Source organism: Mesorhizobium sp. 131-3-5 (assembly GCF_016756575.1).
GTDB lineage: Bacteria > Pseudomonadota > Alphaproteobacteria > Rhizobiales > Rhizobiaceae > Mesorhizobium > Mesorhizobium jarvisii.
The window spans coordinates 42,946-56,943 of record NZ_AP023254.1; the positions used below are offsets into that span (position 1 = coordinate 42,946).

Here is a 13,998-nt window from a genome sequence, read left to right on the forward strand (position 1 = left end):
CCATTGCGCGGTTCGGGGAAAAAAGACACCAAAATGCCTCCAATCGAACGGGTTCAAGGCCCAGACATCAAAGGGATGCGCCAATACGCAGGCTCCCATAAAGCTTCGGCGCCGATGGAAGTCAACGAAAATCTACGGGAAAAGCCAATTGAAACAATAGTTTAGAATTATTCTAAACTACAGAAGTCAACTTTACACCTCGGCTGCGCCGGCTTCGCTGTCGAACTGTACGATTGACAGCCGCCGTTCCGGGTGCGACCCGCAAACGCTCTCTTGCGGCGGCGCCAGACAATTGCCACCTGCCGAGAGATCCTAGGATCGAAACAGGATTTGGGACGCGATGAAGAACGGCGTGGTCATTGTCGGTGGCGGTCATGCGGGCGTGCAAGCGGCCGCCAGTTTGCGCGAGGACGGCTATGACGGGCCGGTGATCCTCATCAGTGACGAGAACGAACTGCCCTACCATAAGCCACCGCTGTCGAAGGCCTTCATCAAGGATGCCGACGCCAAACCGCAACCGCTTCGGGGTGAGGCCTTCTATACCGGCAACGCCATCGACTACCGGCCGGGCGTGCGGATCGAACGCATCGATGCCGGCGGCCGCAGCCTGGAGATATCAGGCGGCGTGCTTGCCTTCGACCATCTGATCCTGGCGACCGGGTCGCGCCCGCGCCTCCTGCCGCTGCCTGGCTCGGATCTGTCCGGCGTCCTGTCGCTGCGTTCGCTGGCCGATGCCCGGCGGATCCGCGACTTGAGCGCACGGAGCGAAGATGTCGTCATCCTCGGTGGCGGCTTTATCGGGCTGGAGATCGCCGCGACGCTGCGTGCGGCCGGCCGCACGGTGACGGTGGTGGAAGCGGTCGACCGGCTGCTCGGCCGCGCCGTGGCGCCGGTGGTGGCAAGCCATGTCCGCCAAAGGCTGGAAGCGGCCGGCGTGCGCATCCTCACCGGCACCTCGATTTCAAGGCTCGAAGGCGAAAACGGTCATGTCGTCGCCGCCATGACCTCGTCGGGGGAAAAATTGCCGGCGCGCATGGTTATCGTCGGCATCGGCGCCGTGGCCAATGTCGAACTGGCGCAGGACGCCGGCCTTGCCATCGCCAACGGCATCCGTGTCGATCACCAGATGCGCAGTTCGGTGCCGGAAATCCTGGCCATCGGCGACGTTGCCTCCTACCGACACTGGTTCACCGGCGGCGATGTGCGGCTGGAATCGGTACAGAACGCCACCGACCAGGCCCGCCTCGCGGCGCGCGCGATCACCGGTCACGCGGATGCCTATTCGGCGGTGCCATGGTTCTGGTCCGATATTGGCGACATGAAGCTGCAGATGGTCGGGCTGACCGCCGGCGGCGACAGCCATGTCGTGCTGGGCGACCTGCCCGACAACAAGTTCTCGATCTACCACTATGCCGGCGACCGGTTGCTCGGCATCGAGTCCGTCAACCGCCCCGGCGACCACATGCTTGGCCGCAAGATGCTAGGCGCCGGCTTCTCGCCGACGCCGGAGACGGTGGCAATGGGTCCCGAGGGGTTGAAGGCGGCTCTGGCTGCCTTTCAGCAGGATGAGCCGGCAAGAGCTGCGGGATAGCCGCCTTACCCTCCCCCTTGTGGGGAGGGTCGCTGCGAAGCAGCGGGGTGGGCGCCAAGCCCCCACACGGACCTCAGTCCGACCTCCCCACGAGGGGGAGGTAAAGCGGTTCAGGCGGCGCAGACTTCGCGGATCGAGCTTTCCAGAATGTCGAGCGCCTCGTTCATGACCTCGTCCTGGATGGTGATTGGCGCAAGGAAGCGGATGACGTTGCCGTAGACGCCGCAGGTCAGCAGGATCAGGCCCTTGTCGAGCGCTTTCAGCCGGATGGCGTTGGCGATCTCGGCCGACGGCAGGCCCTTCTTGACGTCGTTGAACTCGACCGCGTTCATGAAGCCGAGGCCCCTGATATCGACGATCTCGGGCACGTCGTCGCGGATCGACTGCAGGCGCTGCTTCAGCCGCGCGCCCAGGGTGTTGGCGCGGTCGCAAAGCTTTTCGTCCTCGATCACGTCGAGAACCGCGTGTGCCGCGGCAACCCCGATCGGGCTGCCGCCATAGGTGCCGCCGAGGCCGCCGGGGCCGGGCGCATCCATGATTTCGGCGCGGCCGGTGACGGCCGACAGCGGGAAGCCGCCGGCCAGGCTCTTGGCCATGGTGGTGATGTCGGCCGCGACTTCATGGTGATCCATCGCGAACATCTTGCCGGTGCGGGCAAAGCCGGTCTGCACCTCGTCGGCGATCAAAAGCATGCCGTGCTGGTCGCAGAGCTTGCGCAGCGCGGTCAAGAATTCGCGCGGCGCCTCGTAGAAGCCGCCCTCGCCCTGAACCGGCTCGACAATGATGGCGGCGACGCGGGCCGGATCGACATCGGCCTTGAACAACCGGTCGAGTGCGGCCAGCGAATCGGCAACCGACACACCATGCAGCGGCACCGGGAACGGCGCGTGATAGACGTCGCCCGGCATGGCGCCGAAGCCGACCTTGTAGGGCACGACCTTGCCGGTCAGCGCCATGCCCATGAAGGTGCGGCCATGGAAGCCGCCGGCGAAGGCGATGACGGCCGGGCGTCCGGTGGCATTGCGGGCGATCTTGATGGCGTTCTCGACCGCCTCGGCGCCGGTGGTGACGAAGATCGTCTTCTTCTCGAACTTGCCGGGCAGCATGGCATTCAGCCGTTCGGCCAGCCTGACGTAGCTCTCATAGGGCACGACCTGGTGGCAGGTGTGGGTGAAACGGTCGAGCTGCGCCTTGACCGCTTCGATCACCCTGGGGTGGCGGTGGCCGGTGTTGACGACGGCGATGCCCGAGGAAAAGTCGATGTAGCGACGGCCTTCGACATCCCAGATTTCCGAATTTTCGGCCCGGTCGGCATAGATTTGCGTGGTCATGCCGACGCCGCGCGAGATCGACTGGTTTTTGCGTTCGGAAATGGCTGAATTCTTCATGATATCCCTCATCGGGCCGGCGCCCGTCCTCGTTGATCAGATGTCTTCTGACCTTATTTCATGTTTTCCTCAAGTCGGCACCACCGGCGGGCGATTGGGCCTGCGACGAGAAGATCCGGGCCTTAACCAGTCGGGCGATACGCGTACGAGGCCGGTTTCCTTTTTCCGGGGATCGATTATCCTCCTGACATCCGCGAGGATCAGCAACCTGCGGCTGGGGGAGCCCATGAGCAGGAACGCGACATCGTCCGTCTCGCCGCCATCCGTCAGAACCTCCAGTCTTTTGTCATTTCCAATCGCCTCGGCAATGTGCGTCTGCGCAGCCGCATTGCTTCTGGCCGGCTGCCAGAAGCAGGAAGCGGCGGACAAGAAACTGCCGATCATGGTGCGCACCGAAACAGTGGCGATGGCCGACTATGCGCCGAGAACCTCGCTGACCGGGGTCATCGCGGCGCGCACGCTGAACAATCTGTCGTTCCGCGTCGGCGGCCGCATTGCCGAGCGGCTTGTTGATGTCGGCCAGCATGTCGACCAGGGCGCGGTGCTTGCCCGCATCGATCCGCAGGAGCAGCAATCCGATCTGCGCTCCGCACAGGCCGATCTTGACGCAGCACAAGCGCAGCTGACCCAGTCCGCCGCCGCCTTCGAGCGGCAGAAGACGCTGCTTGCCCAGGGCTTCACCACAAGGCGCGACTATGATGCCGCCGACCAGGCGCTGAAGGTGGCGCAAGGCAGCGTCGATGCCGCGCTGAGCGCATTCGCCAACGCCCAGCAGAACCTGTCCTTCACCGAGCTCAAGGCGGGTGCCGCCGGTGTGATCACCGCCCGCCAGGTCGAAACCGGCCAGGTGGTGCAGGCGGCACAAACCGTCTTCACGGTCGCCGAGGACGGTGACCGCGATGCGGTATTCAACGTGCAAGAGACGCTGGTCGCCAAGACGCCGGCCTCGCCGGCGGTGACGATCACATTGTTGTCCGACCCGCAGGTCCGGGCGACAGGCAAGGTGCGCGAGATCTCGCCGGCGGTCGACCAGGCTTCCGGTTCGATCCGGGTCAAGGTCGGCATTGCCGACACGCCCGCCGGCATGCCGCTCGGGGCGGCCGTCATCGGGTCGGTCAGCGCCAAGCCGGCGAAGGCGATCCTGCTGCCCTGGCAGGCGCTGACATCCAGCGCGGGCAAACCGGCGGTCTGGATCGTCGACCCCTCGACCAAGGCGGTGGCGCCGACGCCGGTCGAGGTGCTGGCTTTCGATTCGGGCACGGTCGTCATCGCCAGCGGACTGAACGAGGGCCAAAGCGTCGTGACCGCGGGCGGGCAGTTGCTCAGTCCCGGCCAGACGGTCGAGATATCGGGGGCGGGCCAATGAACCGGTCCATCATGCTTGGCCTGTTCGCGCTTGGCGCGCTCGCCGCCTGCTCGAAATCGGAGGAAAAGCCACCGCAGGTCATCCGGCCGGTGCTGTCGATGGTGGTCGAGCCGCGCACGACGCAGACCTTCGGCTTTGCCGGCTCGGTCGAGCCGCAGATCAGCGCCGACCTTGCCTTCCGCCTGCTTGGCCGGGTCGTCTCGCGCGACGTCAAGGTCGGCGACATCGTCAGCAAGGGCACGACGATCGCCGCGCTCGATCCGACCGCGCTGGAGCTGGCGGTGCAAGCAGCCAAGGCCGAGCTCTCCAATGCCGAGGCACAGTTCGCCAATGCTGCCGCCAGCGAGGAGCGCCAGCGCCAGCTGCTTGCCGCGGCCAACGCCTCGCAGGCCGTCTTCGATGCCGCGCAGCAGGCACGCAAGGCCGCGGAGGCCAATGTCGAGCGGGCCAAGGCTTCGCTGGCCAAATCGCAGGAGCAGCTCGGCTACGCCAGGTTGTTCTCGGATTTCGACGGCGTCGTCACCGCCGTCGGCGCCGAGGTCGGACAGACCGTCTCGGCCGGCCAGACGGTCGTCACCGTGGCGCGCTCGGATCTGCGCGAAGCCGTGGTCGATATCCCCGATCAGTTGACCGGCGATCTCACCACCGGCACGCCGTTCCAGGTGATCCTGCAATCGCTGCCGACGATCGAGACCCAGGCCAAGCTGCGCGAGATCGCGCCGCAGGCCGAAGGCTCGACCCGCACCCGGCGCGTCAAGCTGACACTCACCGATCCGCCACAGGCCTTTCGGCTCGGCTCGACGGTGACGGCGACCCGCGTGACCAAGGTGGCGCCGACGATCGAACTGCCCATCTCGGCGCTGCTGGAAAAGAACGGCGCCGACAAGGTGTGGATCGTCGACCCGCAGACATTGAGCGTGAGCACGCGCGACATCAAGGTCGCGTCGAAGAATGGCGGCGCCTTCACAGTGGCTGAAGGGCTCAACGCCGGCATGCGCGTCGTCACCGCGGGCGTCCACAGCCTGAGCGAAGGCCAGAAGGTCAAAGTGCTGGAGGGCGGCGTCTGATGAAGGGCTTCAATCTCTCCGACTGGGCGCTCAGCCACCGCTCCATGGTGTGGTCTTTCATGCTGGTCTTCGTCGTGGCCGGCATCTTCTCCTACCTCAATCTCGGTCGTGAGGAAGACCCCAACTTCACCATCAAGACGATGATCATCCAGGCCAACTGGCCGGGCGCATCGGTCAAGGAGACCGTGCAGCAGGTAACCGATCGCATCGAGAAGAAGCTCGAGGAACTCGACAGCCTCGACTATACCAAGTCCGTCACCACCGCCGGCCAGACCGTCATCTTCGTCAACCTGAAGGACACCACCAAGGCGCGCGATGTCGTGCCGAACTGGCTTCAGGTGCGCAACATGGTCAACGACATCAAGGCGCAGTTTCCGCAAGGCGTGCAGGGACCGTTCTTCAACGACCGCTTCGGCGATGTCTACGGCAACATCTACGCCTTCACTTCTGACGGGCTGACGCCGCGCCAATTGCGCGACTATGTCGAGGATGTCCGCACCAAGATCCTGACCGTGCCCAATGCCGGCAAGGTCGATCTCGTCGGCGCGCAGGACGAAGCGATCTATCTCGAATTCTCGACCCGCCAGATCGCCGCCCTCGGCCTCAACCAGCAGGCGATCGTGGCAAGCCTGCAGGCGCAGAACGCGATCACGCCGTCCGGCGTCATCCGGTCCGGACCGGAGCGCATCAGCGTACGCGTCGGCGGCCAGTTCACCTCCGAGGACAGCCTTCGCGCCATCAACCTACGCGTCAACGACCGCTTCTTCCGGCTGAGCGACGTGGCGACGATCACGCGCGGCTATGCCGATCCGCCAACGGCGCTTTTCCGCTTCAACGGCCAGGACGCGATCGGGCTCGCCATCGGCATGAAGCCCAATGCCAATCTGCTGCAGTTCGGCGAGGCGCTGCACGAGGAGATGAACAAGGTGCTGGCCGACCTGCCGGTCGGTGTGGGCGTGCACCTGGTCGCCGACCAGCCGGTTATCGTCGAGGAGGCCGTCTCGGGCTTCACCCGCGCCCTGTTCGAGGCGGTGGCCATCGTGCTTGCGGTGTCGTTCATCAGCCTCGGCATGCGCGCCGGCTTCGTCGTGGCGCTGTCGATCCCGCTGGTGCTGGCCATCACCTTCACGGTCATGGCCTATCTCGGCATTTCGCTGCAGCGCATTTCACTCGGCGCGCTGATCATCGCGCTCGGCCTTTTGGTCGACGACGCCATGATCGCCGTCGAGATGATGGTGGCGCGGCTGGAGGTCGGCGACAATCTGCGCAAGGCAGCGACCTATGTCTACACATCGACCGCCTTCCCGATGCTGACCGGCACGCTGGTGACGGTCGCCGGCTTCATCCCGATCGGGCTCAATTCGAGTGCAGCCGGCGAATACACTTTCACGCTGTTCGTCGTCATCGCCGTGTCGCTGCTGGTGTCGTGGATCGTGGCGGTGCTGTTCGCGCCGCTGCTCGGCGTCACTATCCTGCCGGCGACGATGAAGACGAAACACCACGACCAGCCGGGACGCTTCACCTCGCTGTTCCGGCGCGTGCTTGTCGGCTCGGTGCGCCACCACTGGCTGACCATCATCGCCACAGTGCTGTTGTTTGCCGCCTCGATCGCCGGCTTCGGTCTCGTCCAGCAGCAGTTCTTCCCGCCCTCCGACCGGCCCGAGCTGATCGTCGACTGGAACCTGCCGCAGAATTCCTCTATCGCCGAGACGCGCGACCAGATGGAGCGCTTCGAGCAGCGGGCGCTGGTCGGCAATCCCGACATCGACCATTTCTCGTCCTATATCGGCCAGGGCGCGGTGCGCTTCGTGCTGGCCTACGACGTGCAGCCGGCCAACCCCTATTTCGGCCAGACCGTGATCGTCACCAAGAGCATCGAGGCCCGCAACCGGGTCAAGCCGGCGCTGGAAAAGCTGCTGCGCGAGGAATTTGTCGGCACCGACGCCTTCGTCAAGCTGCTCGAGCTCGGCCCGCCTGTCGGCCGTCCGGTGCAATACCGCGTCGGCGGTCCCGACATCCAGGCGGTGCGCGAGCTGGCGCAACAATTCGCCGGTGTGATCTCGGCCAATTCGAAACTGGCGGCCCCCACCTTCGACTGGAACGAGCCGCAACGCGTGCTGAGGGTCGACGTGCTGCAGGACAAGGCGCGCCAGCTCGGCATCACCTCTTCCGATATCGCCAGCGCGCTCAACAGCACGGTCGGCGGCGCCACCATCACGCAGGTGCGCGACGCCACCTATCTCATCAATGTCGTGGCGCGCTCACGCGATGCCGAACGCGGCTCGATCGGGACGCTGCAGAACATGCAGTTGCCGACCAGCACCGGCGAGGCGATCCCGCTCGCGGCGGTGGCCAATTTCCGCTACGAGCTCGAGCAGCCAACGGTTTGGCGGCGCGACCGCATTCCGACGATCACCGTGCGCGCCGGACTGGTCGGCGACGTGCTGCCTGCCACCGTGGTCAACGAGCTGAAGCCATCGGTCGATGCCTTCATCGCCAAGCTGCCGCCGGGCTATTCGGTCGAGACCGCCGGCTCGGTCGAGGAAAGCGCCAAGAGCCAGGGGCCGATCGCGGCCGTGGTGCCGCTGATGCTTTTCGTCATGGCCACGATCCTGATGATCCAGTTGCAGAGCTTCCAGCGCCTGTTCCTGGTGGTGGCGGTGGCGCCGCTCGGGCTGATCGGCGTGGTCGCGGCCCTGGTGCCGAGCGGCGCGCCGCTCGGCTTCGTCGCCATCCTGGGCGTGCTGGCGCTGATTGGCATCCTGATCCGCAACTCGGTCATCCTGATCGTGCAGATCGAGGACCTCGTCGCCGAAGGAAAGGACCGCTGGGCGGCCGTCATCGAGGCGACGGAACACCGGATGCGGCCGATCGCGCTGACCGCGGCCGCCGCCAGCCTGGCGCTGATCCCAATCGCGCGCGAAGTGTTCTGGGGACCGATGGCCTACGCGATGATGGGCGGCATCATCGCGGGTACGGCGATCACGCTGCTGTTCCTGCCGGCGCTTTATGTGACGTGGTTCCGGATCAAGGAGCCGAAGCAATCGAGCCAAGCTGGACACAGCGGAGCCTTGCCTGAGGGCGGAGCCGCCTGACGCTCGCGTGGCGCCAAGGAAGTCGATTTAAAAAGCTTGGCTACGCCCTCACAAACCCCTCGCTGGCCCTGAGCAGATTGCGCGTATAATCCTCTGTCACGCGGTGCGCGACAAGTTGGGCCGCCGTGAGATTCTCGACCGCCTCGCCGCTTTGCATCACCATCAGCCGCTCGCACATATGGGTGATGATGGCGAGGTCGTGGCTGACCATCAGGAAGGTCAGCTTGCGCCGTCGGCGGACCTCTTCCAAAAGGTTGAGCACTTCGGCCTGCACCGAGGCATCGAGCGCCGAGGTCGGCTCGTCGAGCAGCAGGATCGAGGGTTCGAGGATGAGCGCACGTGCGATCGCCACGCGCTGGCGCTGGCCGCCCGACAACTGATGCGCGTAGCGGAAGCGAAAGCCGTTGCCGAGGCCGACCTCGTCGAGCGCGCGTTCGATGCGCTTCTCGCCATCGGCAAAGCCGTGGATGGCAAGCGGTTCCTGCAGCAGGCGGTCGACGGTCTGGCGCGGGTGCAGCGAGCCATAGGGATCCTGGAAGACCATCTGCACTTCGCGATAAAAGGCCTTGTCGCGGCGCGTGCCGAGCGTCTTGCCGTTGACGGTGATGCTGCCCGAGGCGACCGGCGCAAGGCCGGCGATCGCCCTGAGCAGCGTCGATTTGCCGGAACCGCTCTCGCCGACCAGGCCGAAGGATTCGCCTGACCTGACTTCGAGGCTGACGCCTTTCAGCGCGCGAAACCGGTCGAAGATCACTTCCAGCCCGTCGACGGTGATCGCAGCTGTCATGCCGCCCACTCCGGCTTGCGGTCGAGCACCGGCAGCGGGTGGCGCTCGAAGCCGATCCTGGGCATGCAGTTGAGCAGGCCGCGCGTGTAGGGATGCTGGGCCTGCCCGAGTTCGGAGGCCTTTAGCTGCTCGACCACCCTGCCAGCATACATGACGATGACGCGGTCGCAGAAGGACGAGACCAGGCGCAGATCATGCGAAATGAAGATCAGCCCCATGCCACGATCGCTGACCAATTTATCGAGGATGCCGAGCACGTCGAGTTGCACGGTGACGTCGAGCGCCGAGGTCGGCTCGTCGGCAATCATCATTTCCGGCCCGGCGATCAGCATCATGGCGATCATGGCGCGCTGGCCCATGCCGCCGGACACTTCGTGCGGATGCAGGTCGAAGACGCGTTTGGGATCGCGGATCTGGACCGCTTCCAGCATGGCCAGCGCGCGCTCGCGCGCTTCGGCCTTGCTGACTTTTTCGTGGGTGCGCAGCGTCTCGACGATCTGGCGGCCGATGCTCATCACCGGGTCGAGCGAGTATTTCGGATCCTGGAGGATCATGGCGATGCGGTTGCCCCGCAATGCCCGGCGCTGGCGCGGCGAGATGCCGAGCAGGTCAATGCCGTCGAAGGCCAGTTTCCTGGCCGATATCCTGGCCTGCGGCGGCGTCAGGCCCATGATGGCGCGGCCGGTCTGCGATTTTCCCGAGCCGCTTTCGCCGACAATGCCGAGCCGCTCGCGGCCGAGCGTGAAGGACACACCGCGCACGGCCTGGACCAGGCCGGTTCGGGTCGGAAAATCGACCCGAAGGTCGTCGACTTCAAGCAGTGTGCCGCTCATTGGTCACCGCTCCGGGGATCGAGGGCATCGCGCAGGCCGTCGCCGAGCAGGTTGAAGCCGAGGCTGACGATGAGAATGGCGAAGCCCGGCGCGCCGGCCACCCACCATTGATCGAGGATGAAGCGGCGGCCCGACGCGATCATCGTGCCCCACTCAGGCAGCGGCGGCTGCGCGCCGAGGCCGAGGAAGCCGAGGCCGGCGGCGGTGAGGATGATGCCGGCCATGTCGAGCGTCACCCGGACGATCAGCGAGGAGATGCAGAGCGGCATGATGTGGCGCAGCACGATGCGGAAGGGCGACGCGCCCATCAGCTGCACAGCCTTGATGTAATCGGAATTGCGCACCGTCAGCGTTTCCGCGCGAGCAATTCGAGCGTAAGGCGGCCATGAGGTGATGGCTATCGCCAGCACCGCGTTTTCGATGCCGGGACCGAGGGCAGCGACAAAGGCCAGCGCCAGAACCAGCTTGGGGAAGGCGAGGAAGATGTCGGTGATGCGCATCAGGATGGCATCGGTCCAGCCGCCGGCGTAACCGGCGACGGTGCCCACAAGCAGGCCGATGGGGGCGGCGATGATGGCGACCAGGATGACGACATAGAGCGTCCAGCGCGAACCGTAGAGGATGCGCGAAAGGATATCGCGGCCGAGGTCGTCCGTGCCGAACCAGTGCTCGGCGCTGGGCGCCAGCAGCCGGGAATTCTTGAGATCACCGAAGGTCGGCGAATAGGGCGCCAGCACGCCGGCAAGGGCTGCGATGACCAGCAAGGCGATGATGATCAGCAGGCCGACAAAAGCCAGCCGGTTGGCCGAGAAACGCCGCCACGCGACATAGGCGCGTCCGAGCCTAGCCTGCATGCGCGAGGCCGGCCGCTCGCTGAGCAGCCAGTCGCGACGGCTCTGGATGGTGTCTGCGCTCATCCTGTCTTCGTCCTCGGGTCCAGCACGCGGTAGAGAAGATCCGACAGAAGGTTGATGGCGATGAACACGGAACCGATGACGATGGTGCCGCCAAGGACGGCATTCATATCGGCGTTCTGCAGCGAGTTGGTGATGTAGAGGCCGATGCCCGGCCAGGAGAACACAGTCTCGGTCAGCACCGAGCCTTCGAGCAACCCAGCATAGGAGAGCGCGATCACCGTCACCATCGGCACCGCGGCATTACGTAGCGCGTGGCCCCAGATGATGCGGGTTTCCGACAGGCCCTTGGCGCGGGCGGCGACGATGTATTCCTGCGCAAGTTCGTTGAGCATGAACGAGCGCGTCATGCGGCTGATATAGGCGAGCGAGAAATAGCCGAGCAGCGAGGCCGGCAAGATGATGTGGCGGAAGGCATCCCAGAAGACATCCCACTGACCCTGCATCGCCGAATCGAGAAGGTAGAAACCGGTGATCGGCGTGAAGGTGTATTCGTAGACGACATCGAGACGAGCCGGAAAAGCCACCCATTGCAATTTGGCGTAGAACAGGACGAGGCCAAGCAGGCCGAGCCAGAAAATCGGCACGGAATAGCCGATCAGGCCAATGACGCGCACGATCTGGTCGATGATGCTGCCGCGCCTGACCGCGGCCAGCACGCCGAGCGGCACGCCGAACAGCGCACCGATCAGTGTCCCCAGCGTCGCCAGTTCCGTCGTTGCTGGAAGGGCGCGGCGAATGTCAGTCATGACCGGGTTGGTGGTCAGCACCGATGTGCCGAAATCACCGTTCAGGGCATTTTTCACATAGATGTAGAACTGTTCGATCAGCGGCAGGTCGAGGCCCATCTCGCGGCGCGTGCGCTCCACGACATTGAGAGGCGCCCGATCGCCGAGCACCGCCAGCACCGGATCGATCGGGATGACACGGCCGATGAAGAAGGTCACCGCGAGAAGACCAAGATAGGTCGTGACCGCGATGACCAGGAAACGGCCGATCGCCGAGGCAATGGCGACCGCGCGGGCGCTGCCGCGCCCGCTCTCGTTTTCAATCGCGCTCATGCGGCGCGTCCGTCGGCTTTATTCTTTCGAGACCGGGCCGACGAAGTTGCTGTCGAAGCTCGGACCAAGCGCGAAGCCCTTGAGGTTCTTGCGCAGCCCGGCCACTTCCAATTGCTGATGGATGATGACGAAGGGGCTGGTGTCGAGGATCTTCTGCTGCAAATCCTTGTACATATCAGCCCGCTTGCCTGCATCCTTCTCCAGCAGTGCCGCTTCGGTTTCCTTGGTCAGGTCCGGAATGTCCCAGGAATTGCGCCAGGCGAGCGTGTGCGACTTGCCGGCATCCGAATTGTCGGGGTTGGAGGCGAAGGTCTGGGCGTTGGAGTTCGGATCGAAATAATCCTGGCCCCAATTGCCGATATAGATGTCATGGTTGCGGGCGCGGTACTTGGTCAGCGTCTGCTTGCCGTCACCTGGAATGATCTCCAGCTTGATGCCGGCCTGGCCGAGCGTCTGCTGGATCGATTCGGCCATTCCGGTCGTCGGCTGGCCGGTGCGTACGTCCATGGTGACGCTGAAGCCGTCGGCCAGGCCGGCCTTGGCCAGCAATTCCTTGGCTTTGGCAACGTCGAGCTTGAAGGGATTGGTGTCGATGGCCCCGAGATCGCCCTTGGGCAGGAATGACTGGTGGATTTCGCCGATACCCTTGAGGATGGTCGAGCTCAGCGCATCGTAGTCGACCAGGTATTTGAAGGCCTGGCGAACCTCGGGCTTGGCGAGGTTCGGGTTCTTCTGGTTCAGGCTGATGTAATAGACCGTGCCCTTCGGCGCGCTGGTGGTGGTGAGATCGGCGTTCTTGGCGATGGCGTCGAGGTCGTTCGGCTCGAGGTTGCGGGCAACGTCGATGTCGCCGGCTTCGAGCGCCAGGCGCTGGGCCGAGCTTTCCTTCATGTTGCGGTAGATGACGCGGGCGAGCTTGGCCTTTTCACCGTGATAATTGTCGTTGCGCTCCATGACGACGGCTTCGTTGGCGCGCCATTCGCGCAGCTTGTAGGCGCCGGAGCCGGCATAGCCGGTCTTCAGCCAGGCATTGCCGAAGTCATTGTCCCATTTGTAGTCGGCGCTCGGCGTCACCGCGGCGACATGCTCCTTGACCAGCTTGGCGTCGACAACGGAAGCGACCGTGGCCGACAGGCAGTTCAGCACGAAGCTCGGCGCATAGGCCTTGTCGACGGTGAACTGGAAGGTGGTGTCGTCGATTGCCTTGGCCTTTTCGATGACGTTGTCGCCGCTGATGCCGAACTGGTCGATGATGAAGGCCGGGCTCTTGTCCAGCTTGACGGCGCGCTCGAACGAATAGGCGACGTCGGCCGCGGTGATCGGATTGCCCGAGGCGAATTTGAGGCCTGGCTTGAGCTTGAACGTATAGGTCAGGCCATCGTCGGAGACGGTCCAGCTCTCTGCGAGATCCGGCTTGACCTTGGAGGTGTCGCTGAGGTCGAGACGGACCAGCAGGTCATAGGTGTTGCCGGTGACTTCGGCGGTCGACAGTTCGAACGCTTCGCCCGGATCCATGGAGATGATGTCGTCGATGGCGAAGCCCTCGACCAGCGTGTCGGCGGGTGTGACGGCGAAGGCGGGTGCTGCGCCAATGAGCAGCGCGGACACCGCCGCGCCCGCTAGCAAGGCACGCGAGCGAAGAGCAAACTTTTCCATCATCATGGTGATTGTTCCCTGTTTTGTTGGTTGTTGACCTGAGTTCCCGGCTCAGGATTGTAGAATTCTTGTCGGGGCCAAAGGACGGCCTCTAACCCCTTACCGTCGTGGTTTTTGTCCAATTGGTCAACAGCATATCCGGCCACTTTGTGACGGGCAACGAGCATTTGCAGAACGGCCTATTGAAGCCGAATGGCGGATGGCGCGTCGACGCATACGCCGACCGATCGAGGCAGCCGA

The 13,998-nt window shown here is 64.5% G+C and carries 10 protein-coding genes; 4 read left to right on the forward strand and 6 right to left on the reverse strand.

Translation table 11 applies throughout. The features are described 5' to 3' along the window. Positions 1-340 precede the first annotated feature (340 nt). Entirely contained in the window at positions 341-1,591 is a 1,251-nt protein-coding gene (locus tag JG747_RS00215) for an NAD(P)/FAD-dependent oxidoreductase (protein ID WP_202360924.1), read from the forward strand. Positions 1,592-1,701: 110 nt separating this feature from the next. On the opposite strand, the gene JG747_RS00220 is transcribed toward JG747_RS00215, so the two are convergent. Further along, positions 1,702-2,979: a 4-aminobutyrate--2-oxoglutarate transaminase gene (locus tag JG747_RS00220; RefSeq protein WP_027047720.1), complete on the reverse strand. Its 1,278-nt coding sequence runs from the start codon at positions 2,977-2,979 to the stop codon at positions 1,702-1,704. A 226-nt stretch (positions 2,980-3,205) separates the two neighbouring features. Between JG747_RS00220 and JG747_RS00225 the strand changes: the two genes are divergently transcribed. Genes JG747_RS00225 through JG747_RS00235 form a run of 3 tightly spaced genes read left to right on the forward strand, consistent with a single transcriptional unit; the run spans position 3,206 to position 8,507 of the window. Next, entirely contained in the window at positions 3,206-4,345 is a 1,140-nt protein-coding gene (locus JG747_RS00225; protein WP_038652001.1) for an efflux RND transporter periplasmic adaptor subunit, read from the forward strand. Further along, positions 4,342-5,412, forward strand: a complete 1,071-nt coding sequence (locus JG747_RS00230; RefSeq protein ID WP_202360925.1) for an efflux RND transporter periplasmic adaptor subunit — start codon at positions 4,342-4,344, stop codon at positions 5,410-5,412. The genes JG747_RS00225 and JG747_RS00230 overlap by 4 nt, the downstream gene beginning before the upstream one ends. After that, positions 5,412-8,507: an efflux RND transporter permease subunit gene (locus JG747_RS00235; protein ID WP_274609682.1), complete on the forward strand. Its 3,096-nt coding sequence runs from the start codon at positions 5,412-5,414 to the stop codon at positions 8,505-8,507. Before JG747_RS00230 ends, JG747_RS00235 begins: the two co-directional genes overlap by 1 nt. Before the next feature lie 40 nt (positions 8,508-8,547). Here JG747_RS00235 and JG747_RS00240 read toward each other — a convergent pair whose 3' ends face one another. From JG747_RS00240 to JG747_RS00260, 5 genes are read right to left on the reverse strand one after another with little or no spacing between them, the layout of a single operon-like run. Further along, positions 8,548-9,294 (reverse strand): ABC transporter ATP-binding protein, encoded by a 747-nt coding sequence (locus JG747_RS00240; protein WP_027047718.1) that lies wholly within the window; start codon positions 9,292-9,294, stop codon positions 8,548-8,550. Next, positions 9,291-10,127 carry an ABC transporter ATP-binding protein gene (locus JG747_RS00245; protein ID WP_019863047.1) on the reverse strand — a complete coding sequence of 279 codons (837 nt, stop codon included), beginning with the start codon at positions 10,125-10,127 and terminating at the stop codon, positions 9,291-9,293. Before JG747_RS00245 ends, JG747_RS00240 begins: the two co-directional genes overlap by 4 nt. Beyond that, a complete protein-coding gene (gene nikC / locus JG747_RS00250) occupies positions 10,124-11,044 on the reverse strand; it encodes a nickel transporter permease (RefSeq protein WP_019863045.1) in 921 nt (306 codons plus the stop codon). The genes JG747_RS00245 and nikC overlap by 4 nt, the downstream gene beginning before the upstream one ends. Further along, positions 11,041-12,102, reverse strand: coding sequence for an ABC transporter permease (locus tag JG747_RS00255; RefSeq protein ID WP_019863044.1), 1,062 nt, complete (start codon positions 12,100-12,102; stop codon positions 11,041-11,043). The genes nikC and JG747_RS00255 overlap by 4 nt, the downstream gene beginning before the upstream one ends. A gap of 18 nt (positions 12,103-12,120) precedes the next feature. Beyond that, positions 12,121-13,764: an ABC transporter substrate-binding protein gene (locus JG747_RS00260; protein WP_202360926.1), complete on the reverse strand. Its 1,644-nt coding sequence runs from the start codon at positions 13,762-13,764 to the stop codon at positions 12,121-12,123. Positions 13,765-13,998 lie beyond the last annotated feature (234 nt).